The sequence below is a fragment of the Arthrobacter sp. SO5 genome (assembly GCF_020532805.1).
Lineage (GTDB): Bacteria > Actinomycetota > Actinomycetes > Actinomycetales > Micrococcaceae > Arthrobacter.
Genome location: NZ_MQTQ01000053.1, coordinates 127,701 through 149,375, shown reverse-complemented (window position 1 = coordinate 149,375; position 21,675 = coordinate 127,701). Strand labels below are relative to the sequence as shown.

Below are 21,675 nucleotides of genomic sequence, written 5' to 3'. Positions count from 1 at the left end.
ATGCCGTTCGGTTGCGCGGCACCGTTCGAGGGGCCGGACGTTGGAGCGAGGGTGGATGGGACGTGGCCCTACGCGCCTGCCATGGCCGAGTAGAGGATAAAGGCCACCGGGGAGGCAAAAACGATCGAGTCCAGCCGGTCCATGACGCCGCCGTGGCCGGGCAGGATGCTGCTCATATCCTTGATGCCCAACTCGCGCTTCACCATGGATTCGGCCAAGTCCCCGGCCGTGGCAGCGGTGACCATGCCGACGGCGAGTACCGCACCGACCCACCACGGCCGGTCCAGCACGAAGACGGCGGCCACCACGCCGACCACCATCGCTCCGGCGATCGAGCCGGCGAAGCCCTCCCACGTCTTCTTGGGGCTGATCTTGGGGGCCATCGGGTGCTTGCCGAGCGAGGCACCCACGAGGTAGCCGAAGGTGTCATTGGAGACCACCAGCAGCAGAAGGGTAGCGACCTCCAGCGCACCCGGCGGCACGACGTCGGGCCAGAGCCCCTTTGGCGTCGCAACCTCCGCGGTATGCAGCGGAAGCAGCGCGAAGCTGATCAGGAACGGCACCCAGGCGAGCGTGAACACGCCGGCAAAGATGCCGCGCGCCGAACCGGCCGCACCCTCGAGCGAGCGCCAGAGAAGCACCGCGACGCTGCTGAGCATCATGGCGAACAGGAGGCTTTCCGTGCCGCCGAAATAGGCGGCCGCGGGCATTGCCACGGTGCCGGTCATCACCGGGATGATCGGCAACCGGGTGCCGGAGGCCTCCAGGGCCCGGAAGACCTCCCACACGCCAAAGATCGCAAAAGCGGTGACAATGAGGACAAAGCCCAGCGGAAAGAACAGCAGTCCGCCCAGGACGAAGAACAGCATGCCAAGGCCCACCGCGGTGGCGGCAGGAAGGTTCCTGCCGGCTTTCGGAGTCGGGTTCTTGCGTTGTTTCCCCCGCGCCCGCACACCGGGCCCGGGCGCCTGCTGTTCCGCCCCCATCAGACCTCGAGCAGCTCGGCTTCCTTGCGCTTGAGCAGCTCGTCGATGCCATCGACGTGAGCCTTGGTCATGGCGTCGAGTTCCTTTTCGCCGCGGCTGCCCTCGTCCTCGCCGGCGTCGCCGTCCTTGACCAGCTTGTCCAGGGATTCCTTGGCCTTGCGGCGGATGTTCCGGATGGACACCTTGGCGTCCTCGCCCTTGCTTTTGACGATCTTGACGTATTCCTTGCGGCGCTCCTGCGTGAGGTCCGGGATGGTGATCCGGATAACGCTGCCATCGTTGGAGGGGTTGGCTCCCACCTCGGAGTCGCTCAGGGCCCGTTCGATCTCCCGCAGGGCGGACTTGTCGAACGGCGTGATCAGGATGGTGCGGGCGTCTGGGATGGCAAAGGAGGCCAGCTGCTGCAACGGCGTGGGTGAACCGTAGTAATCCACCAGGACCTTGTTGTAGAGGCCCGGGTTGGCGCGGCCGGTCCGGATCGAGGCGAAGTCTTCCTTGGCTACTTCAACCGCCTTGTCCATCTTGTCCCCGGCTTCGAGCAAGGTTTCTTCGATCACGATCTCTCCTCAGAAATTGGTTCCCCCGCCGCTGGCGGAGTGCTGCGCGGTCTTGGTAATGTTCCGGCGGCCCACCGCCTGCTGCGGCGAGCCGAACTGTCCTGAAAACATCCTAGCCGTTGCTAGGGGGTCACTACGGTGCCCAGGTCCTCGCCCAGAATTGCCCTGGTGACGTTGCCTTCGCCTTCCATGCCGAACACCACCATGGTCAGGTTGTTGTCCTTGCACATGGTCATGGCGGTCTGGTCCATCACCCGGATGTCGCGGCGCAGGGCGTCGTCGTAGCTGAGGCGGTGGAGCTTTTCCGCGGTGGGGTCCTTCTTCGGGTCGGCGGTGTAGACGCCGTCGACGCCGCTCTTGGCCATCAGGACGACGTCGGCGTGGACCTCCATGGCCCGCTGTGCCGCCACGGTGTCCGTGGAGAAGTACGGCAGACCGGCGCCGGCGCCGAAGATGACAACGCGGCCCTTTTCCATGTGGCGGATGGCGCGGCGCGGAATGTACGCCTCTGCGACCTGGCCCATGGTGATGGCGCTCTGGACGCGGGTCTCCACGCCTGCCTGTTCCAGGAAGTCCTGGAGCGCGAGGCAGTTCATGACGGTGCCGAGCATCCCCATGTAGTCGGCACGGGAGCGGTCCATGCCGCTCTGCGACAGTTCGGCACCGCGGAAGAAGTTCCCGCCGCCGACGACGATCGCGACCTCGACGTCGGGGACCGCGGCGGCGATCTGCTTGGCAACGCCGCGGACGGTGTCCGGGTCGACGCCGAGCTTGCCGCCGCCGAAGACCTCACCGGAGAGCTTCAGGAGGACGCGGCGCTTGGTCTTCTTTGGCTGGGCGGAAGTACTGACGGTTTCCATGGTGCCTTCCCGTTGGTGAACTCTGAAAAAGGTTATCGTGCTGGGGGCTAAAGACGTCACTCCGCCCTGTCGTGCCCGGCTTTCGTGGCCGGCTTTCGTGGCCGGCTTTCGTGACGGGCTTTCGTGGCCGGCCGCCACGGGTGCATGCAAAAGGGGTGGCCACCGCGGTGACCACCCCCTTAGCGTGTCTGGCTAGTATCTGACAAGTGCCTGACCAGCCGTGATCAGTCCCTGATTAGGAGCCGACGCGGAACCGCGCGAACGCGGTGCCCTTGACGCCGGCCTCTGTGAGGACCTGCGCGACAGACTTCTTGGCATCCTTGGCGAATGCCTGGTCGAGGAGAACCTCGCCCTTGTAGAAGCCCGTGACACGGCCTTCCACAATCTTGGTCATAGCAGCCTCGGGCTTGCCTTCAGCCTTGGCGGTTTCCTCGGCGATGCGGCGCTCGGACTCGACGAGCTCAGCCGGAACATCCTCGCGGGAGAGGTAGTTCGGGGACATCGCGGCGATGTGGACAGCGACGTCGTGGGCTGCCGTGGCAGCTGCTTCGCCTTCGCCCTCAACAGCGAACAGGACGCCGACCTGGGCCGGGAGATCCTTGGAGGTCTTGTGCAGGTAAGCGTCGACCGTTCCGCCCTCGATGCGGGAGATGCGGCGGACGACAACCTTCTCGCCCAGCACGGCGCCCTCTTCGACGACGACCTCGGACAGCGGCTTGCCGTCGACCTCGGTGGCCAGCAGGGCGTCGAGGTCGGAAGCGCCGGACTCAACGGCAACGGCCAGGACCTTGTCCGCGAGCTGGATGAACTTGTCAGCCTTGGCGACGAAGTCGGTCTCGCAGTTAACTTCGATCATTACGCCGACGCCGCCGTCGACCTTGGCCGCAACCAGGCCTTCCGCGGTGGAGCGGCCCTCGCGCTTGGTAGCGCCCTTCAGGCCCTTGATGCGGATGATCTCGATGGCCTTCTCGGCGTCACCGTTGGCTTCGTCAAGAGCCTTCTTGACATCCATCATGCCGGCGCCAGTGCGCTCGCGCAGAGCCTTGATATCAGCGGCAGTGTAGTTCGCCATGTGAACCCCTCTGTCTAGAAATTTTATGTGGTGTACGGACCGACAGGACGGCTGCTCACCCGGTGAGCGGCCATCCTGTCAGTACCCCCTACGCTGCGGACAGCGTGCGGGGTGATCCGGATTTACTTGTGCTGAGTTACTTGGTTTCGCCAGCGGCGTCGTCAGCAACTTCGGCCTCGGCAGCTGCCGGGGCTTCCTCTGCAGCGGGTGCTTCTTCGGCGGCCGGAGCCTCAGCTGCCGGTGCTACCTCAGCGGCCGGAGCCTCTTCGGTCTTGCTGCCTTCGAGGAGCTCGCGCTCCCACTCGGCGAGCGGCTCTTCCGGAGCTTCCGTGGTGCCGGTGGCGCGCTGGTTACGGGCGATGAGGCCCTCGGCAACGGCGTCAGCAACAACGCGGGTCAGCAGGTTCACGGAGCGGATGGCGTCGTCGTTACCCGGGATCGGGAAGTCGACTTCGTCGGGATCGCAGTTGGTGTCCAGGATCGCAACAACCGGGATGTTCAGCTTCTTGGCCTCGTCGACAGCAAGGTGTTCCTTCTTGGTGTCAACGATCCACAGCGCGGACGGCGCCTTGGTCAGGTTGCGGATACCACCGAGGTTGGTGTTCAGCTTGGTGAGTTCGCGGCGAAGGAGCAGCAGTTCCTTCTTCGTGTAAGCGGAACCGGCGACGTCGTCGAAGTCGATCTCTTCCAGTTCCTTCATGCGCTGGATGCGCTTGGAGACGGTCTGGAAGTTGGTCAGCATACCGCCGAGCCAACGCTGGTTCACGTACGGCTGGCCCACGCGGGTGGCCTGCTCGGCGATGGATTCCTGCGCCTGCTTCTTGGTGCCGACGAAGAGAACGGTGCCGCCGTGTGCAACGGTGGCCTTCACGAACTCGTAGGCACGGTCGATGTAGGACAGGGACTGCTGCAGGTCAATGATGTAGATGCCGTTGCGCTCCGTGAAGATGAATCGCTTCATCTTCGGGTTCCAACGGCGGGTCTGGTGTCCAAAGTGGACGCCGCTGTCAAGCAGCTGGCGCATAGTTACGACGGGCATGCCGACGCTCCTTCCGGCAGGTCATTCATGAGAGAACCCACGGGCTCTCTTACCCTGCCAATAGTTGACGGTTACTAGCACCACCCAGGCGGGCGGTGCTCCTGGCATCCACTGCGCTTCTTATCCGGACCACCAGGGGCCGGACCGCAAGAGGCACAGTCCTCCCGCAGTTGAAGTGGTGAGGCTTCGAATGAGGAGGGCTGGATACGCGTAGTCAGCAACTGCTCCCCCGCACCCCTGAATGAGGCGTGCCGGCCGAGGCAATCCAAAAGGAATTGAATTGAACAAGCATGAGGGCACAGCAAACTGCTCCACCAAGTGTACTACAGGGGCACTGCCGGATCGGACGGTTTCAAGTGCCCCGGCGCAAGGCTCGGCGTCCGTTCCGCAGGCTGTCCACATACCGCTGCCGGGCTGTTCCCGGCGCCCTGCCGACCCCGCAGGATGGGCTCATGACGATTGGACCCGAGGTGGCCGGACACGAGATGCCGGGGCCTGCAATTACCGGACGGAGCGTGCCCGTGCGTACGGTGGCCCGGGCGTTGCTGTGGGCCATCATCCTGGCGCTATCGCCCGTTGCTGCTGCAGGCGTTCCGCCGCCGGCGCGGCCGGCCGACTGGCGCTGGCCGCTGGACCCCAGGCCCGCGGTGCTCCGGCCGTTCGACCCGCCGGCCAGGCCATGGCTGAGCGGCCACCGCGGCGTTGACCTCCGGGTGGCGTACGACGGCGCCCCGGTCACCTCACCGGCGCCAGGGACGGTGAGCTTCGTCGGCGTCGTGGTGGACCGGGCCGTCATCACCGTGGACCACGGCAACGGGCTGCGGAGCAGCTTCGAGCCGGTCGAGAGTGGTCTCGCGACCGGTGCCGCCGTGGCGGCGGGCGAGGTCCTGGGTGGGGTGCGGTCCGGGCACTGCGGCCGGGACCCGTGCGTCCACTGGAGTGTGCGGCGCGGAGAGGAGTACCTCAATCCGATGGCTTTCGTGATGGACCAGAGGCCCTCGGTCCTGCTGCCCGTGGTGCCGGAGCCCGTGCCGGAGCCGCACCGGTGAAAGGCCAACAGGTTCCGGCCTGCGTACCACCGGTTAACGGACTGCACGGCCGGGGACTGGCCACGGCCGTGCGGTTCGCTGTTCTTGGAGTGCTGTCGCGGTTCCCGGAGTGCAGTCCCGGGCGGCCGGCTAGACGATCGCGGAGATACCGGTAATGGCACGCCCGGTGACCAGGGTGTTGATCTCGTGGGTACCTTCGTAGGAGTAGATGGCTTCGGCGTCAGCGAAGACCTTGGCCATTTCGTAGTCCGTCACGATCCCGTTGCCGCCGAGGATGCTGCGGCCCAGGGCGACGCTTTCGCGCATCCGGGCAGTGGTGAAAGCCTTGGCCAGGGCGGACTGCTCGTCCTTCGCCCGCCCCTCGTCCTCCAGCTGGGACAGCCGGACCATCATGCCCATGGAGCTGACGGTATTACCGAGGATCTGCACCAGCTGGTTCTGGACAAGCTGGAAGGAGGCAATGGGGCGGCCGAACTGGCTGCGCTCCACAGCGTAGCGGCGGGCGACGTCGAACGCGGCGAGCTGCTGCCCGACCGCCTGCCATGCGACGGACAGGCGGGTGACCTTGAGGACCTTGTTGGTGTCCCGGAAGCTGTTGGCGTTGGCGAGCTTGAAGAAGTCCGGGACCACGACGTTGTCCAGGACGATGTCGGCGTTCTGCACGGTGCGCAGCGAGATCTTGTTCTCGATCTTGGTGGCGCTGTAGCCCTCGGTCTTCGTGTCAACGAGGAACCCCTTGACCTGGTTGTCGGCGAGGTCGCGGGCGTAAATGACCACCCAGTCAGAGAACGTGGCGTTGCCGATCCAGCGCTTGGCGCCGTTGAGGATCCAGCTGCCGCCTTCCCGGCGTGCGGTGGTGCGGGTGCCGCCAGCGACGTCGGACCCGCCGAGGGGCTCGGTGAGGCCGAAGGCGCCAATTTTCTTGAGTGCGTAGATGTCCGGCAGCCACGCTTCCTGCTGCTCCTGGGAGGCGAGGGCCTCGATGGAACCCGTGAACAGGCCGTCATGGACGCCCATAAAGGTCGCGATGGACGTGTCGGCGCGGGTAGTTTCGGCGTGCATGATGCCGGCGAACAAGTTGGAGTAACCCTGCCGCTTGACCGGGCTGACGAGGTCGATCTCGGCAAGCTTCGGGATCAGCTCCATCGGGAACTCGCCGCGGTTCCAGCAGTCGACGGCGATCGGCTTCACCTCGCGGGCCAGGAACTCCCGGACCTCCGCCAGCCGGTCCTGCTCCTTGCCGCTGAGCAGCTGCTCGAACGCGAAGAAATCGCCGTCGGCGTACGGGAGGTTGTTGATGTCGATGTCAGCTTTGGACATGTTGTTCCTTCACGTGTGATCAGCAGCGACCAAAAGGGACTCAGGCGTCGCGCCCGGTGGGATGTTACTCATGAGTAACTTACCGCAAAACGACGGCGTCCCGCAAGTGACGGCGGTTACAGGGGGCACAGTTTGCGAACGCTTCGCCGCTCTGTCCAGACGCCACCCCAGCCCCTGTCCCGGACACCGTCCCAGCCCTGTGGCGGGGCCCGCCCGAGCAACAAGAAGGAGCCCTGGCCGGCGTCGAAACGCTGCCAGGGCTCCCGTTTCCGCGGGACCCGGGACGGGGATTCCGCAGAAAAGTAGGGCTACTCGGACTTGAACCGAGGACCTTAGGATTATGAGTCCCGCGCTCTAACCAGCTGAGCTATAGCCCCGTGGCCCCGAAACCGTCCGCCCCGCACGGGGCGAACGGTTTCCGGGCAAAAATCACTCTAGCAATAGTAGTGGCACGGATCAGACGATGAGGTCGTCGTAACTCGCTCCGCGGTAGAGATCCTCGAAGGCCTGGAGGGTGCGCTCGATGCTGTGGCTCTCCACCATCCCCCGGCTCGCCTTGCCCATGGCCGCCAACTCGTCCGCGGGCAGCGACAGAACCCGGACGATCTTCTCGGACAGGTCATCGCTGTCGTTGGGCGTGAAGAGGTAGCCGTTCTCGCCGTCGCTCACGAGGTGCGGCAGGGCCATCGCGTCGGCGAGCAGCACGGGCGTGGAAGCGGACATCGCTTCAAGGGTCACGAGGGACTGCAGCTCGGCCGTGCCGGGCATGCAGAACAAGTCCGCCGCTAGGTAGGCCCTGCGCAGTTCCGCGTCGCTGGCCATGCCCAGGAACGCCACCCGGTCCTGCAGGCCGAGCCGGGTCACCTGGGCCTCGAGGGCGGGGCGAACTTCGCCGCCGCCGACGATATCGAGATGCACGTCGAGCTCCTTGGGCGTCTTGGCGACGGCGTCGATCAGCACGTCAATGTGTTTTTCCTCGGCAAGCCGGCCGACGAACAGTACGTGCGGACTGGCGTGGCGCTCCAGCTCTTCACCTGGCTTGAGTTCGTAGGATGCCGCGTCGATGCCGTTGGAGAGCGGGAGGACTTTGCGCAGGAAGGCGTGCTCGTGCATTGCCCTGGCCGCGAGGGGCGTGGGCGTGGTCACGACGTCGGCCTGGCCCATGACCTTGCCCATGTCCCGCCAGGAGATGCGCCCCACGATGTCCTTGAACCACTGGGGGAACGGAAGGAAGGGGTTCAGGTTCTCGGGCATGAAGTGGTTGGTCGCCACGATCCTGATGCCGCGCCTCGCGGCTTCATACAGTACGTGCTCGCCGATCATGTAGTGGCTCTGGATGTGTACGACGTCGGGCTGGATCCTGTCGAACAGCAGCCCGATTTCCTTCTTGATCTCCCAGGGAAAGGTGATCCGGAAGTATTCATGGGTGGGGACCGAGTGCGAGCGGATCCGGTGGACGGTGCCTTCGTCGCTGAACTCGGTGTAGCTCGGCCCCTTGCCCGGCCGGCAGGCCAGGACGTGCACGTTGTGTCCGCGGGCAGTCATGCCCTTGGCGAGGCGGTAGCCGAACATGGCCGCACCATTGACGTGGGGCGGGTACGTGTCCGCGGCAATCAGTACGGTCAGCGGTTTCTGGTTGTCGGACATGGTCACGTGGAATGCTCCTGGTGTTCATGGTGCGGGCAGCTTGGTCTGGGGTGGCCTGCTGGCCGTCGGCGCCAGCGCGCCGGGTCTGCTGCTGAAGTCTGGCGATGCCCTAGGACATCCTTCCCGCAGCCTTCCGCGCGTCTCGCTTGCGCTTGGTGACTTCAGGATGGTGCCTGGACAGGGCGATCACACCCACGATAGCAAGCGAAGCCGCTGCCCCCATCGCAATCGCCATGACGGCTTGGACATCGGGCCGGAGTTCGCCGAGGATCGTGATGCCAATCGCGATGCCCACAATCGGGTCGATCACGGTCAGCCCGGCGATCACGAGGTCCGGCGGTCCCCCGGAGTAAGCGCTCTGGACGAACCAGGATCCGAGCACTCCTGCAGCCACAATGGCGACGACGGAGTACCACGTCACATTCAGCAGCCCCAGGCCGTTCGGATTGAGCAGTTGCTTGCCGATGATGCGGGTCAGGACTGCGACGAAGCCGAACAGGACGCCCGCGCCGAGGATATAGACAAAGGCACTCATGCGGTGTTTGAACATCAGGGCAAGTGTCCCGAAGAGCCCCACCGCCAGGACCAGCAGCAACACAACTGTCAGCTCCTCGGAGGCACTGACACTTTGGCTTTCCTGGGTCACGTTGATTGCCAGCACCACAAAAAGCGCCGAGCCCGAGACGCAGGCGGAAATAGCCACCACCGTGGCGCGGTTGATGCTCAGTCCCTGGTCCTTGGCGTTGACGATCGTCGTAATGACGAGCGCTATCGCCCCGATCGGCTGGACCACGGTCAGGGGTGCCATGACCAGGGCGACGGCGTTCAACGCCATCCCCACGGTGAGCAGCAGGAGGCCAAAGACCCAGCGCGGGTTACGGATGAGGCGGAGCAGCCCGTGCGTGCTGAGGGCCAGTCCGCCGGTGTCCGCCTTGACCGCGCTGCCCTGGCGCTGGGCGCCGAAGGCCAGGCAGAAGGCCCCAAGCACAGCGAGGAGTACTGCGAACCAGACCATCAGCGGAGGCCGTCGTCGTCGACTTTGTTCCGCAGGGCTCTGCCCTTACGGATTATGGCCCGGAAATAGTTGTAGCCGGCAATCCAGTGCGCCGCGAGGCCCAGGCCCAGGCAGATCCACGCGACCACGGCGTAGACCTCGGCGCCAGGGATCGGGACTCTGGAAAGCACCAGCAGCGGCGTGCCGACCAGCAGCAGGGCCGTCCGGACTTTCCCAATCCGGCTCACGGGCAGGTCGGGGTGTCCGTGGAAGTAGAAAAGCGAGAGGGCCAGCAGGATGGCGTCAGGGACCAGCAGTGCGGCCAGGTACCACCACTGGACGACGCCGGCGACTGCCAAAGTCACGGCCACCGCGATCAGAGCGAGCCGATCGGCCATGGGATCCATCACCCGGCCGAGGTTGGACATCTGGTCGAAGCGGCGGGCGATGTAGCCGTCAACCCAGTCGGTGCTGCCCATGACGGCCAGCACGAGGGCAGCATAGCCGTATTCCTGCTCCCACAGGACCAGCCAGATGAAGAGGGGAACGCCGAGGAACCGCACCACGGTCAGGAGGTTGGGGATGGTGAAGACCGTGTCGTGGTGGACCTGGGGTTGCCCAGGCCGGGCACCAGCGCCGATGAATTTCATCCCTTCCCCCTTTCCCTGGCCGCTAACGATCTGTCCTCGGAGTCCAGCGGCGGCCTAGCCCTGCAGGAGCCTGCGCAACAGGTATACGAGGGCTGCGGCCGAAGCGGTGAGCGCCACGAGCGGCTTCCAGCGCTGGCCCAGCTGGCCGGTCTGGCCGGCGACGCGCTCCGGCGAGTTCGCCGCGGCGGAGTCGGCCGCCGTCGTCGGTTTCCGGAACGAGGACCGGAACCCGGAGATCGTGGCGCTGAGCTGTTCCCTGCCATCCTCCAGTTTCGACCGGGCCGCCGCCAGCAGTGCCTGCGCCTGCGTCTTGACGTCAAGTTCCTCGTTGAGTTCATCGCGGACGGCCGTGAGGTGGCTGCGACGCTCTCCCAGCCTGCTCCGCAGTTCAGCTTCGGTGGGCGGCGGGCCGAAGTCCGGCTCGGCGGCGGCTTTGGCTTCCTTGTCTGCTTTCGCCTTGGCGGCGGCCTCGGCCTTGGCAGCCTGGGCTGCCTTGTACTGTTCGGAATCGGGGTCCAGGACTGCGGGGTCGAAGGCGGAACCTTCCTTGAGGATGCCGAGATCGTGCTTGATGCCGCGGAGCGTCTCCTCCGGAACCAAAGGCATGGCCTTCTTGAACCTCGCGACGCCCAGCAGTCCGGCGATCAACGCGATCACTAGGAAGACGCCGCAGACCAGCAGGGCAGCGAGCCACGCCGGCATGATCGTGGCGAGGCCCATGATGGCGGCCACGATCAGGCCGACCACGAGGAAGGCGACGAAAACCAGTGCGACGGCGAGGATCGCGGCGGCGGTGCCGACCTGGATGCCCTTGCGCTTGATCTCGATCTTGGCGAGGGCAAGCTCGTCACCGAGTTGCCGGGGCGCCAGCTTGCGGATCAGTTTCAGGGTCTTGGGCAGCGCGGAGATGCGCAGCCCCCCGCTTGTCCCGCCGCTGTGACGTCCGCTCATCGGTCCCGCCTATCTGGTTGCATCTGTCGGTTCCGCATGCGCGGGTTTGCCGGGTCTGCGCAGCTTTTCACAGACCTCGGTGTCAAAACTATCATTCAGGCCCCCAGCAGGGTCCCGGCGGCGTGGTGTGGCGCGCTCGGACTGCGGCGTGCTGCACGTGGCACGGGCCTAGGATTGACCTCTGTGAGTACACCCAGCAATCCCGGCGATTCCCTGAGCCGCCGACGAAAATTCCTCTACATTCTGATGCTCGGGGCCCTTACAGCCTTGGGACCGTTCACCGTGGATCTCTACCTGCCGGCGTTTCCCGCGCTGGAAGAGAGCCTGGGCGTCTCCGTGGCGGCCGTTCAGCTGACGCTCACGGGCACCACCGTCGGCTTCGCACTGGGCCAGCTGGTGGTGGGCCCGCTAAGCGACAAGTTCGGCCGCCGGCTGCCGTTGATCCTGGCCACGGCAGTACACATCACTGCGTCCCTGGGCGCCGCCCTGGCCACGGATATCACCACCCTGGGAGTGTTCCGGGTGCTCATGGGGATCGGCGCCGCGGGCGGCGGCGTCGTGGCCATGGCAATGGTGCGTGACCTCTTCAGCGGGTACGCGATGGTGAGAATGTTCTCCAGGATGGCCCTGGTCAACGGCCTCGCGCCCATCCTCGCCCCGGTCATCGGCTCCCAGCTGCTCCTGCTGGCGCCGTGGCCGGGCATCTTCTTCTTCCTGGCGGCCTACGGGACCTGCGTCCTCATCGCCGCGATATTCGTGGTGCGCGAGACGCTGCCGCGTGAGCTGCGCGGAAAGACCGGAATGACCGCCCGCCAGCGCTATGCCGTGCTTTTTGCCGACCGGATCTTTGTAGGACTTCTGCTGGTGGGCGGGATGAACTTCGCCGGACTTTTCACCTACCTCTCCGCCTCGCCGTTCCTCTTCCAGGATGTGTATGGTTTCAGCCCCCAGCAGTACGGACTGCTGTTCGGCATCAACTCGCTGGCGATTGTCGCCGGGGTCCAGACCAGTGCGCGGCTCATCCGCCGGGTTCCGCCGCAGTGGATCATGGCCTGCTCCACGGCCTGGATGTTTTCCATGGCAGTGCTGATCGTGGTCTTCGACCAGCTGGGCTTTGGCTTGTGGGGCGTGATGGTGCCCCTCTGGTTCTATATCCTCGGCGCCGGTTTCACCTTTCCCTGCGTCCAGGTGCTCGCGCTGGCCAAGCACGGCGCCCAGGCGGGCACCGCGGCCTCCCTGCTCGGCGCGGCGACGTTCATGATGGCCGGCCTGGTCTCGCCGGTGGTGGGCTGGTTCGGCGTCGGCTCAGCCACGCCGATGGGGGCGGTGCAGGCCGTCTGCATCTTCCTGGCCGCAGCCGCCCTCTGGCTCGTGGTCCGCCCGCGCACCGTGCCGGCGATCGAATAGGCCCGCGCACACGCCCTCCAGCCCCGCAGCCGGACACGCCAGTGGGACATGCCCATTCTTAGCACCCACGAGTGAGCACAACTGGGCTATGTCCACGCGCCAACCCGAGCGGGGGGCATGCCCAGCGGCGGCAAGGCACGCGGAGCAACTCCCCCGCGGGACATGCCCATTCCTGGCACCCACGAATGGGTACAACGGGGCTATGTCCACGCGCCGACCCGAGCGGGGGGCATGCCCAGCGGCGTTGGGACTGGCCTGGCCGGCGTGGACCCGGCAAACGAGCGCCCGGTCCGCCGCATCGAAGGCCGTGGGTGCCGCCAGGCAGACTCCTTCCCGGGTTCGTGCCGCCGCTCCTTCCCGATTGCTCGCCTATTTGCAACCTGAAACCGGTGGTCGGCCCCGCAATCCTGGGGGCAGCTCGGCTCGGCACAAAAAGCAACTGGGAGGGAGCTCAGGCGGCTGCTGCTGCGTGGCACACGTCCGGCGGCACCACTTGGGAGCCCCCCACGGCGGCGCAGGGTTGGATCATGTCCACGCGCCACCCAGGGCGCGGGACATGTCCAGTGGCGGCGAGAGGGCACGTGCCGTGCCGTCCGGCCCTGTTGCCGGTCCGCGGCGCGGGATAAAGTTGAAGGGTGCCTGACAGGCAGGATCCTTCGCCCCTTCCGGCCACGTGGCAGCGGGCAGACGCCGGCATACTGCCCCTGTGGTGGGATCGGCTGTGCAGCCAGACCAGCCCCCAGTCGGCAGCCCTCTTCGCCGCCGGACTATTCACTGAGGACCGCAGGCGCCCGATCGCCCAGTGGTACAACGCGGCTTTCGACTCGGCACTGCTGGTGGCTCCCGAAACCTCCCCGGAATGGCCCGTGCAGCGTTTTGGGATTTTCTATGCACCGCCCGGCGGCGGCTTCACCCAGGTGCATTCGGCCCCGCACGAATGGCACCCCCGGGAGCCCCGCAAGTCCCCCACCGAACGGGAAGCCTTCGAGGCAGCCGTAGCTGAGGCCGAGCGCTTCCTGCAGGTGGAGATGTTCTTTGTCTAACATCGCCGTCAGTCAAAAGGCGCCAGGCAAAAGGCACCAGGGGAAAGGCGCCAGAGGACAGGCACCGCAAAACGGGCACCGGGACCGGCATAAAAAAGTCCCGCGGCCGGTGATTCACCGGCCGCGGGACCTGTCCGCTCCTCCTGCTGGACTTGAACCAGCAACCCTTCGATTAACAGTCGAATGCTCTGCCAATTGAGCTAAGGAGGAATGAAGCAGGTACGACATTAGCAAAGGTTTTGCCGCTTTGGAAATCGGGCGCGCACCCTGCCGGAACAAGGCCCGGAATACCCCTCTGGGTATGAAAAAGTCCCCGTCCCGGTGGCCCGGAACGGGGACTGCGCGCTCCTCCTGCTGGACTTGAACCAGCAACCCTTCGATTAACAGTCGAATGCTCTGCCAATTGAGCTAAGGAGGAATGAAGCGGTCACAAGCCTAGCAAACACCGGGCCGGGAAGTGAAATTGTCCCCCGAACGGGACAACCAGGCGGGACAACCAGGCGGGACAACCGCCCGGGGCAATCAGGCCTCCGAGCGCAGCGACCGCCGCTGCATCTCTAGCTGCATGAGTTCCCGGTTGAGCCGCTGGAACTCCTCGGGATCGGACGCGGCGTCCAGGCGCTGGAGCTGCCCCATCTTGTCCGCCTTGACCCGCGTGATCTGCAGTTCGAACAGCCGCGCCAGGATGTCCTTGCAGTACCGCAGCACACCGTCGGCGGTGCTTGCCGGCAACGGCACCACGGAAAGTTCGGACACAAGCGGCCGCAGCGGTTCGGGCACCTCCTGCAGCAGCGCCTCCACCCAGCGCAGCGGATCTCCGGTGAAGGCCAGCCCGGTGGCCCTAATGGCCTCGTGGACCGCGGCGTAGGCCGGCGTCGAGAACCGAGCCTCGGAGAAACGCTGCCACGTCTCGCCCTCAAGCGTCGCCGGCTCCTGCAGGGCAACCACCAGCGCCTGCCGCTCCATCGCGGCGACCGGGTCGCGCGGATCCGGGCGATTGAACGAGGGCAGGACGGCCGACGGCGGCAGGGCCGCAACCCCCGGCGCGAACCGGGCAGCGGGCCCTCCGCCGGCTCCCGGAGCGGACCCGGAGCCGTGCCCCTGCCCGGAACCGACGGACGGCGCCTGGGCCGCACGCTTGGCGGCCGTGCCGACGGCCCGGCTGACTTCCTCGACCGGCATACCCAGCCAGCCGGCCAATTCGCGTGCGTAGGCCGGACGGATGCCGGCGTCGCGGATCTGGGCCACCACTGGAGCCGATTCCCGCAAGGCGGCGATCCTGCCCTCGACTGTGTCCAGGTTGTGCCGCTTCAGGGACGCGCGGATGGCGAATTCGAACAGCGGACGGCGAGTGCCGATCAGGTCACGGACCGCGGCGTCGCCCTTGGACTGGCGCAGTTCGCAGGGGTCCAAGCCATTGGGTTCGACGGCCACATAGGTCTGGGCCACGAAGCGCTGGTCCTCCTCGAAGGCACGCAGCGCGGCCTTCTGGCCGGCAGCGTCGCCGTCGAAGGTGAAGATGACCTCTCCGCCGCTGCCGTCGTCGGACAGCAGCCGGCGGGCGACCTTGATGTGCTCGGTGCCGAAGGCGGTACCGCAGGTCGCCACCGCCGTCGTGATCCCGGCCAGGTGGCAGGCCATCACGTCGGTGTAGCCCTCCACCACGACAAGTTGGCGTTCCTTGGCAATGTTCTTTTTAGCGAGGTCGATCCCGTAGAGGACCTGCGACTTCTTGTAGAGCGCAGTTTCGGGGGTGTTGAGGTACTTGGGGCCCTGGTCGTCCTCGTAGAGTTTCCGGGCGCCGAAGCCGATCGTGTCGCCCGCTATGTCGCGGATGGGCCAGACCAGCCGGCCCCGGAAGCGGTCGTAAATCCCCCGGCCGCCTTCCGAGAACATGCCGGTGAGCTTGAGCTCGGGATCGGTGAAGCCGCGTCCGCGCAGGTGCTTGAGCAGCGAGTCCCAGCCCTGCGGGGCGTAGCCGACGCCGAATTGCTCGGCCGCCGCACGGTCGAAGCCGCGGCCGCCCAGGAAGTTGCGGCCCTCAGTTGCCCCCGGGGTCAGCAGCTGGGCGCGGAAGAATTCGTCGGCGACCTTGTGGGCATCCAGCAGGCGTTGCCGCCGGCCGATCTCGTCGCGGTTGGGTCCGGAGCCGCCGTCCTCGTAGCGGAGCTCGAAGCCGATCCGGGCCGCCAGCTTTTCCACCGCCTCATGGAAGGACGTGTGGTCCAGTTTCTGGACGAAGGAAATGACGTCGCCGTCCTCGCCGCAGCCGAAGCAGTGGTATCTGCCTACCTGGGGACGGACGGTGAAGGACGGCGAACGTTCGTCGTGGAAGGGGCACAGGCCTTTAAAGGAGCCGAGCCCGGCGCCCTTGAGCGTCACGTAGCCGTCAACGACTTCCTTGAGGTCCGTGCGCTGGCGTACTTCGTCGATATCTTCGCGTTTGATCAGGCCGGCCACAGTGCCATCCTAGTACCGCGCAACCAGCGCAACGGCCCGGAGTGCGACGCCGGACGGCCCGCCCGCGCGCCGGTCACCACAGCGACGGCAGGCTGCCCACAAGCCGCTCGTACATGGCCAGTGCGGACCCGTCGGTCAGCGACGCGACCTGGTCAATCACGACGCGCAGCCGCGCGCCGTCGTTCCCGGCGTCGCGCCAGTCGGCGGCGAACATCGGCTCCAGGTGCCGGTCTCCGGTGGCGCTCAGGGCGGTGACGAGGGCATGCAGGACCTCGCGCTGGCGTTCGTAGATGGGCTGCCGGTGCTCGGTGGTCATGACGAAGGTGGTGGCCAGTCCCTTCATCACCGCGATTTCCATCACGGTGTCGTCCGGGACGATCAGTTCAGCGTTGTAGCGGGTCAGGTTCTCCGGGCCATAGACGGCCCGGGTGGTTTCCAGCGCACTCTGGCAGAACCGGCCGATGAGCTGGCTGGTCATGTCTTTCAGCGCCGCCATCGATTTGCGGCTGCCGTCAGCCTCGCGGACCCACACGCTCGTGGCCTCCAGCCGGCCCAGTGCGGCGTCGATGGCCGCGGGATCGTTGTGCGGGAGGTACCACTGCTTGGCGTAGCCGACGACGCGGGCCCGGTGGTCCGGGTTGTCCATCCAGCGCAGCTGGAAGTGACCGGCGACGATGGCGTCCTCGACGTCGTGCACGGAGTACGAGATGTCGTCGGCGAGGTCCATGACCTGGGCCTCGAGGCAGGAGCGCCGCCCGGGGGCTTCCTCGCGGATCCAGTCGAAGATGGGAAGGTCATCCTCGTAGGCGCCGAACTTGCTGGTCCGGTGGCCGTGGATAACGGGGGCGTTCTCAGCCGACCAGGGGTACTTCGCAGCGGCGTCGAGGCTGGCGCGCGTCAGGTTCAGCCCTGCGGGGCGGCCGTCCGCCGCGAGGACCTTGGGCTCCAGCCGGGTCAGCAGGCGCAAGGTCTGGGCGTTGCCCTCGAAGCCGCCGATGGCGTGCGCGACCTCGTTCAGGGCAGATTCGCCGTTGTGGCCGAAGGGCGGGTGGCCAAGGTCATGGCTGAGGCAGGCAGTGTCCACGACGTCGGGATCGCAGCCCAGGGCCCGGCCCAGCTCGCGGCCCACCTGGGCCACTTCGAGGCTGTGCGTCAGCCGCGTGCGGACGAAGTCGTCGGTGTCCGGTGCCACGACCTGGGTCTTGGCACCGAGCCGGCGCAGCGCCGAGGAGTGCAGAACCCGGGCGCGGTCGCGTTCGAAGTCCGAGCGGTAGGTGCTCTTGGGCGGTTCCTCGACCCAGCGGGCGCAGTCGCGGGCCACGTAGCCGTCGAGTACCGGGGCTGTTGTCCTGGTTTCAGCCACCGGAGACGTCCAGTTCCGCGTGGGAGATATCCCGCGACTGTGCCGCATCCATGGTGCGGTCCAGCAGCCAGTCCTTGGGCAGGGCCGGCTTCTTGGGCGAGCCAGCCCGGCCGCGCGGGCCCTCGGCGTCGCCCCCCGGGTACGGCGAATCGAGGTCCAGCTGGTCGAGGGTCTCGCGGAGCACCTCGAGGCTGGTCACCATCGCCAGCTTGGTCCGCAGTTCGCTGCCGACAACGTAGCCCTTGAAGTACCAGGCCATGTGCTTGCGGATCTCGCGCAGGGCCTTGCCTTCGTCCCCGAAGGTTTCGACCATCAGCTCGGCGTGCCGGTAGACGCTCGCGGCCACCTGGCGCAGGTCCGGTTTGTGCCGGACGTCGCTGCCCTCGAAGGCGGCCATGAGGTCGCCAAAGAGCCACGGCCGGCCCTGGCAGCCGCGGCCGACCACAACGCCGTCGACGCCGGTCTCGCGGACCATGCGGATGGCGTCCTCGGCGGACCAGATGTCGCCGTTGCCGAGCACCGGGATATCCGGCAGCGCCTCGCGCAGCCGGGCGATCGCGGACCAGTCGGCCTGGCCGGAGTAGAACTGCGCGGCAGTGCGGCCGTGGAGGGCGACGGCGGCCACGCCGGAGTCGCGGGCGATCCGGCCGGCGTCGAGGTATGTCAGGTGGTCATCGTCGATGCCCTTGCGCATCTTGATGGTCAGCGGAACGTTGCCCTTGGAGGCTTCCTTCACGGCCGTCTGCACGATCGAGGTGAAGAGGTCCGTCTTCCAGGGCAGCGCGGAACCGCCGCCGCGCCGGGTCACCTTGGGGACCGGGCAGCCGAAGTTGAGGTCGATATGGTCCGCACGGTCTTCCTCAACCAGCATCCGGACGGCCTGTCCGACAGTCTCCGGGTCCACGCCGTAGAGCTGGACGGAGCGGACCTTCTCGTCGTCGTCGTGCGAAATGATGCGCAGCGATTCGGGCGTTCGCTCCACGAGGGCACGCGAAGTGACCATCTCGGCGACATACAGTCCTCCGCCGTATTCACGGCAGAGCCTGCGGAAGGCGGAGTTGGTGATCCCCGCCATGGGAGCCAGGATCACGGGGGTGTCCACCGTGAGGGGACCCAGCTTCAGGGGCGGGAGTTCCAGCTTGGGGGCAGGAGGCGTTGCTACGAGAGTCACCTGTCCATTGTCTCAAAGCCGGGCAAATCGGCGGGCTCCGCGGCGGCTATGTGGATAGTCGTGCGTCAGCTTCGGGCAGCGGCCCGGCGTCCGCGCCGCGATTCCAGGTCCGTCTCCGCGGCCTCGCCTGCGTCCCTTTCGACGACGGCGCCTGCGTCGCGGCCGACGTCCTCGCCCGTGTCCCGTCCGACGACGGCGGGCATCCTGCCCGGGGTCCGGGCCCCGGGCCCCCTGCCTGCTCCCCTGATACCGGTGGCTTTGACCACGAGCACCGCGATCACGGTAGTGACCGGAATCGCCAGCACGAGCCCAACGGACCCGACGAGGGTGCGGATCACTTCCTCGGAGAGCTCGGCGCTGGTGATGGCGTCGCCGAGGGGCCGTTCGTAGAGCATCACGAGGATGAGGACCGGCAGGGCCGCGCCGGCGTAGGCGAACGCGATGGTGTACACGGTGGAGGCGATGTGGTCCCGGCCGATCCGCATGGCCGAGGTGAACAGCTGCCGGGCGCTCGTTTCCGGGGCCAGTTCCCATAGTTCCCACACCGCGGAGGACTGCGTGATGGTGACGTCGTTGAGGACGCCCAGCCCGGAGATGATGAGCCCGCAGAGGATAATGCCGGAGATCGAGATGTTGTCCGAGATGTTCGTCAGCGTGGCGGCGTCGTGGCTTCCCACCCCGGCGAGGTTCGCGGCGTCGGTGGCCCAGGCCGCAAGGAGGGCGGTAATGCCCAGCCCGAACATGGTGCCCAGCAGCGCCGTCGACGTCCGGGCGGAGAAGCCATGCGCGAAGTAGAGCACCCCGATCATGATCACGGTGGAACCCACCAGCGCCAGCAGCAGCGGCGGCTTGCCTTCCACGAGGCCGGGCAGCATGAAGCTGACCAGGACGGTGTACGCCCCCACCAGTCCGATGAGGGCGCGCAGTCCGCGCCAGCGCGCCACCGCAATCACGACGACGGCGTACAGCACTGCCAGGAAGATGATGGGCAGGGTCCGGACGAAGTCCACGAAGACGTAGGCGGGCGATCCCGAGGCATCGGCGGAACCCGGGGCCTTGGAGAGGTTGAGGTAGCGGATGTTGTCGCCGGCCTTGACGCCGTGGGACTTGGCGACGTCGGGGTTGATGACCACCTTTACCGGGTTGCCGCCCTTGTCCGGTTCGGTGAACGCGAAGGTGCACATCGATCCCTGCTGCGGGGCCGGGCCCGCGGCGTCCCCGCCGGGCTGCCCGGGCTGCCCGGGCTGGGCTCCTTGCGGGGAGGCGTCCATGCAGCTGCCGGTGACGACGCGCTGGATCTTGCCGGTATCGAAGGTGACGCCGGGCGCTGCTGCGTACGGACTGGCCAGCTTGATGCCTTCCTTGCTGCCCGAGGGCCACATCATGACCATCGCCGCGAGCGTCAGCAGCGTCAGCGGGATGAGGACGGCGGCCAGGATCCAGTTGGCTTTCTTGCGTGCGGCGAGCGCCTGGGGCGTCGGCTCTGCATGTTCCGTGTGAGCATGTGTATGTCCGGCGCCCATCAGCAGTTCAACCTCATGCGTGAAACCTTACGGCGTTCCGCGGCGCCGTCGTGACGTGTGCTGCGGCGGCGCGGCAGCCCGCCCTGTTATGCCGGCGCGATGTTCTGGTTCACATGGAAGAGGTTTTGCGGATCGTACTTTGCCTTGACCTCCCTTAACCGGCGGTAGTTCGGCCCGTAGTTTTCCGCGACCCGGGTCAGGTCGTCGCCGTCCATGAAGTTGATGTAGCCCGCCGTCTCGGAGAAGGGCTGCAGTGCCGCCGCGTACTCCCGCACCCAGGCGATGTTCGCCTCGGTATCGCCGGGATCCTCCCAATGGCACGCGATGACCGGCGCGAACCTGGCGTGCCGGTTGGGGAACGCCGTGTCGGTTACTCCTACCCGGTGCACGGCTCCGTCGATGGGGTAAATGTGCACGGCGGTCTGCACAGTGGGCACCTTGCGGCCGAACTCAAGGTGGGCGTTGATGGCCCCGTCGTTGAGTTCGGACAGGAAGGCAGCTTTCCAGTAGGCCAAGAGCCCCTTGGGATACATCCCGTCGAAGGCCGAGTTCAAGGCCGGATAGGGCATGGGCCCCACCATGGAGCCCGCCACCGGCGCGGCGTCCAGGAACGGCTGCCAGCGGGCCGGCCCGTCAGCCGGGTCGCCGGTCCACATGCCCACCACAATGCAGACGGGCTTCCCGTGCCATTCCTCCGGGAGGAACGGCACCGGCGGACCCTGGTGGAAGGCCAGGAAAGCGCTGAACTCTTCCGGGGCTGCAGCCAGCTGTTCACGGTAAAATTTCGCAACGGTTTCGGCGTGCTCCGCGGGGTAGATGATGATGCCGGCGTGGACCATGTCCACGGGATGCAGACGGAATTCCAGCGAGGTCACGACGCCGAAATTCCCGCCGCCGCCGCGCAGCGCCCAGAAGAGATCGTCATTCTCGCTGTCACTGGCGGTGAGGAACTTCCCCTCCGCGGTGACGACGTCGGCCGAGATGAGGTTGTCGCAGCTGAGCCCGTATTTCCGGTCCAGGTAGCCAATGCCGCCGCCGAGGGTCAGCCCTGAAACACCGGTCGAGCCGATGATGCCGCCGGTGGTCGCCAGCCCGAAGGCGTGCGTGGCGTGGTTGAAGTCGGCCCACGTTGCGCCGGCCTCGGTTCTTGCCGTTTTGCCGGCCGGATCAACCCGGACCCCTCTGGTGTGGGCAAAGTCGATGACCAGCGCATCATCCGCCGTGCCAAAGCCCGGCCCGCTGTGGCCCCCGCCGCGGACGGCCAAAGCCAGGCCGTTGTCCCGGGCGAAGTTGACGCTGGCGATCACATCCGCCACCTGGGACACGCGGACCACCGCGGCCGGCCTCTTGTCGATTAAGCCGTTCTGCACTGCACGCGCCTCGTCGTAGCCCGCGTCGCCGGACATGATGACTTGCCCGCGGACTTGCTCGCGCAGGCCATCGAAGCTGATTCCGTTCATTTTCTGTACCGTCGATTTCGTCGTGATTTCCGACCCGGACGGTTTTCGGTGCTCCCAGCCGGCACAGCGCCCGGAGTTGTACGAGCACAAGGCTTACTCCTCCGCCCACGCCCCGTCAAGAGG

The 21,675-nt window shown here is 66.5% G+C and carries 18 protein-coding genes and 3 tRNA genes; 3 read left to right on the top strand and 18 right to left on the bottom strand.

Annotated features, from left to right (window positions below):
* Positions 1-68: 68 nt before the first annotated feature.
* From BJG92_RS09405 to rpsB, 5 genes are all read right to left on the bottom strand, one after another.
* A complete protein-coding gene (locus BJG92_RS09405) occupies positions 69-986 on the bottom strand; it encodes a phosphatidate cytidylyltransferase (RefSeq protein ID WP_232083763.1) in 918 nt (305 codons plus the stop codon).
* Entirely contained in the window at positions 986-1,543 is a 558-nt protein-coding gene (gene frr, locus BJG92_RS09400) for a ribosome recycling factor (RefSeq protein ID WP_232083762.1), read from the bottom strand. The genes BJG92_RS09405 and frr overlap by 1 nt, the downstream gene beginning before the upstream one ends.
* Before the next feature lie 122 nt (positions 1,544-1,665).
* Complete coding sequence (gene pyrH / locus BJG92_RS09395) at positions 1,666-2,403, bottom strand: UMP kinase (protein ID WP_232083761.1); 738 nt, start codon at positions 2,401-2,403, stop codon at positions 1,666-1,668.
* Positions 2,404-2,638: 235 nt separating this feature from the next.
* Positions 2,639-3,475 carry a translation elongation factor Ts gene (gene tsf / locus BJG92_RS09390; protein ID WP_232083760.1) on the bottom strand — a complete coding sequence of 279 codons (837 nt, stop codon included), beginning with the start codon at positions 3,473-3,475 and terminating at the stop codon, positions 2,639-2,641.
* 136 nt (positions 3,476-3,611) lie between these two features.
* A complete protein-coding gene (gene rpsB, locus BJG92_RS09385) occupies positions 3,612-4,514 on the bottom strand; it encodes a 30S ribosomal protein S2 (RefSeq protein ID WP_232083759.1) in 903 nt (300 codons plus the stop codon).
* Positions 4,515-4,966: 452 nt separating this feature from the next.
* Between rpsB and BJG92_RS09380 the strand changes: the two genes are divergently transcribed.
* Positions 4,967-5,563 carry a murein hydrolase activator EnvC gene (locus tag BJG92_RS09380; protein ID WP_232083758.1) on the top strand — a complete coding sequence of 199 codons (597 nt, stop codon included), beginning with the start codon at positions 4,967-4,969 and terminating at the stop codon, positions 5,561-5,563.
* A gap of 129 nt (positions 5,564-5,692) precedes the next feature.
* Here BJG92_RS09380 and BJG92_RS09375 read toward each other — a convergent pair whose 3' ends face one another.
* The 6 genes from BJG92_RS09375 to BJG92_RS09350 all read right to left on the bottom strand — a co-directional run bounded on the left by BJG92_RS09375 (position 5,693) and on the right by BJG92_RS09350 (position 11,125).
* Positions 5,693-6,883, bottom strand: coding sequence for an acyl-CoA dehydrogenase family protein (locus BJG92_RS09375; protein WP_232083757.1), 1,191 nt, complete (start codon positions 6,881-6,883; stop codon positions 5,693-5,695).
* A gap of 303 nt (positions 6,884-7,186) precedes the next feature.
* Positions 7,187-7,260, bottom strand: a tRNA-Ile gene (locus BJG92_RS09370).
* A gap of 79 nt (positions 7,261-7,339) precedes the next feature.
* Positions 7,340-8,530: a glycosyltransferase gene (locus tag BJG92_RS09365; protein ID WP_269461880.1), complete on the bottom strand. Its 1,191-nt coding sequence runs from the start codon at positions 8,528-8,530 to the stop codon at positions 7,340-7,342.
* A gap of 109 nt (positions 8,531-8,639) precedes the next feature.
* Positions 8,640-9,545 (bottom strand): DMT family transporter, encoded by a 906-nt coding sequence (locus BJG92_RS09360; protein WP_232083755.1) that lies wholly within the window; start codon positions 9,543-9,545, stop codon positions 8,640-8,642.
* The gene (locus tag BJG92_RS09355) at positions 9,545-10,174 is read right to left on the bottom strand and encodes a CDP-alcohol phosphatidyltransferase family protein (RefSeq protein WP_232083754.1); all 630 of its coding nucleotides are present in this window, start codon (positions 10,172-10,174) and stop codon (positions 9,545-9,547) included. The genes BJG92_RS09360 and BJG92_RS09355 overlap by 1 nt, the downstream gene beginning before the upstream one ends.
* A gap of 54 nt (positions 10,175-10,228) precedes the next feature.
* Entirely contained in the window at positions 10,229-11,125 is an 897-nt protein-coding gene (locus BJG92_RS09350; RefSeq protein ID WP_232083753.1) for a phage holin family protein, read from the bottom strand.
* A 183-nt stretch (positions 11,126-11,308) separates the two neighbouring features.
* Between BJG92_RS09350 and BJG92_RS09345 the strand changes: the two genes are divergently transcribed.
* Together BJG92_RS09345 and BJG92_RS09340 are read left to right on the top strand one after the other, a co-directional pair.
* Positions 11,309-12,532 carry a multidrug effflux MFS transporter gene (locus BJG92_RS09345; protein WP_232083752.1) on the top strand — a complete coding sequence of 408 codons (1,224 nt, stop codon included), beginning with the start codon at positions 11,309-11,311 and terminating at the stop codon, positions 12,530-12,532.
* Positions 12,533-13,167: 635 nt separating this feature from the next.
* On the top strand, positions 13,168-13,575 hold the full coding sequence (locus BJG92_RS09340) for a hypothetical protein (RefSeq protein WP_232083751.1): 408 nt from the start codon (positions 13,168-13,170) through the stop codon (positions 13,573-13,575).
* Positions 13,576-13,712: 137 nt separating this feature from the next.
* Here BJG92_RS09340 and BJG92_RS09335 read toward each other — a convergent pair.
* The 7 genes from BJG92_RS09335 to BJG92_RS09305 all read right to left on the bottom strand — a co-directional run bounded on the left by BJG92_RS09335 (position 13,713) and on the right by BJG92_RS09305 (position 21,552).
* Positions 13,713-13,785: transfer RNA gene (locus BJG92_RS09335), tRNA-Asn, on the bottom strand.
* A gap of 135 nt (positions 13,786-13,920) precedes the next feature.
* Positions 13,921-13,993, bottom strand: a tRNA-Asn gene (locus tag BJG92_RS09330).
* Positions 13,994-14,097: 104 nt separating this feature from the next.
* The gene (gene dnaG / locus BJG92_RS09325) at positions 14,098-16,035 is read right to left on the bottom strand and encodes a DNA primase (RefSeq protein ID WP_232083750.1); all 1,938 of its coding nucleotides are present in this window, start codon (positions 16,033-16,035) and stop codon (positions 14,098-14,100) included.
* Positions 16,036-16,108: 73 nt separating this feature from the next.
* A complete protein-coding gene (locus BJG92_RS09320) occupies positions 16,109-17,398 on the bottom strand; it encodes a deoxyguanosinetriphosphate triphosphohydrolase (protein WP_232083749.1) in 1,290 nt (429 codons plus the stop codon).
* The gene (gene dusB, locus BJG92_RS09315; RefSeq protein WP_232083748.1) at positions 17,391-18,569 is read right to left on the bottom strand and encodes a tRNA dihydrouridine synthase DusB; all 1,179 of its coding nucleotides are present in this window, start codon (positions 18,567-18,569) and stop codon (positions 17,391-17,393) included. Before dusB ends, BJG92_RS09320 begins: the two co-directional genes overlap by 8 nt.
* Positions 18,570-18,634: 65 nt before the next feature.
* Positions 18,635-20,092, bottom strand: coding sequence for a YibE/F family protein (locus BJG92_RS09310; RefSeq protein ID WP_232083747.1), 1,458 nt, complete (start codon positions 20,090-20,092; stop codon positions 18,635-18,637).
* An 86-nt stretch (positions 20,093-20,178) separates the two neighbouring features.
* A complete protein-coding gene (locus tag BJG92_RS09305) occupies positions 20,179-21,552 on the bottom strand; it encodes an FAD-binding oxidoreductase (RefSeq protein ID WP_232083746.1) in 1,374 nt (457 codons plus the stop codon).
* Positions 21,553-21,675 lie beyond the last annotated feature (123 nt).

Bases quoted from the DNA above. Each gene is read 5' to 3' on its own strand.
- BJG92_RS09305 (WP_232083746.1), bottom strand. From the start codon at position 21,552: ATGAACGGAATCAGCTTCGATGGCCTGCGCGAGCAAGTCCGCGGGCAA.
- BJG92_RS09310 (WP_232083747.1), bottom strand. From the start codon at position 20,092: ATGGGCGCCGGACATACACATGCTCACACGGAACATGCAGAGCCGACG.
- BJG92_RS09380 (WP_232083758.1), top strand. From the start codon at position 4,967: ATGACGATTGGACCCGAGGTGGCCGGACACGAGATGCCGGGGCCTGCA.
- BJG92_RS09405 (WP_232083763.1), bottom strand. From the start codon at position 986: ATGGGGGCGGAACAGCAGGCGCCCGGGCCCGGTGTGCGGGCGCGGGGG.
- BJG92_RS09365 (WP_269461880.1), bottom strand. From the start codon at position 8,530: ATGTCCGACAACCAGAAACCGCTGACCGTACTGATTGCCGCGGACACG.
- BJG92_RS09350 (WP_232083753.1), bottom strand. From the start codon at position 11,125: ATGAGCGGACGTCACAGCGGCGGGACAAGCGGGGGGCTGCGCATCTCC.
- tsf (WP_232083760.1), bottom strand. From the start codon at position 3,475: ATGGCGAACTACACTGCCGCTGATATCAAGGCTCTGCGCGAGCGCACT.
- rpsB (WP_232083759.1), bottom strand. From the start codon at position 4,514: ATGCCCGTCGTAACTATGCGCCAGCTGCTTGACAGCGGCGTCCACTTT.
- BJG92_RS09355 (WP_232083754.1), bottom strand. From the start codon at position 10,174: ATGAAATTCATCGGCGCTGGTGCCCGGCCTGGGCAACCCCAGGTCCAC.
- BJG92_RS09360 (WP_232083755.1), bottom strand. From the start codon at position 9,545: ATGGTCTGGTTCGCAGTACTCCTCGCTGTGCTTGGGGCCTTCTGCCTG.
- BJG92_RS09375 (WP_232083757.1), bottom strand. From the start codon at position 6,883: ATGTCCAAAGCTGACATCGACATCAACAACCTCCCGTACGCCGACGGC.
- pyrH (WP_232083761.1), bottom strand. From the start codon at position 2,403: ATGGAAACCGTCAGTACTTCCGCCCAGCCAAAGAAGACCAAGCGCCGC.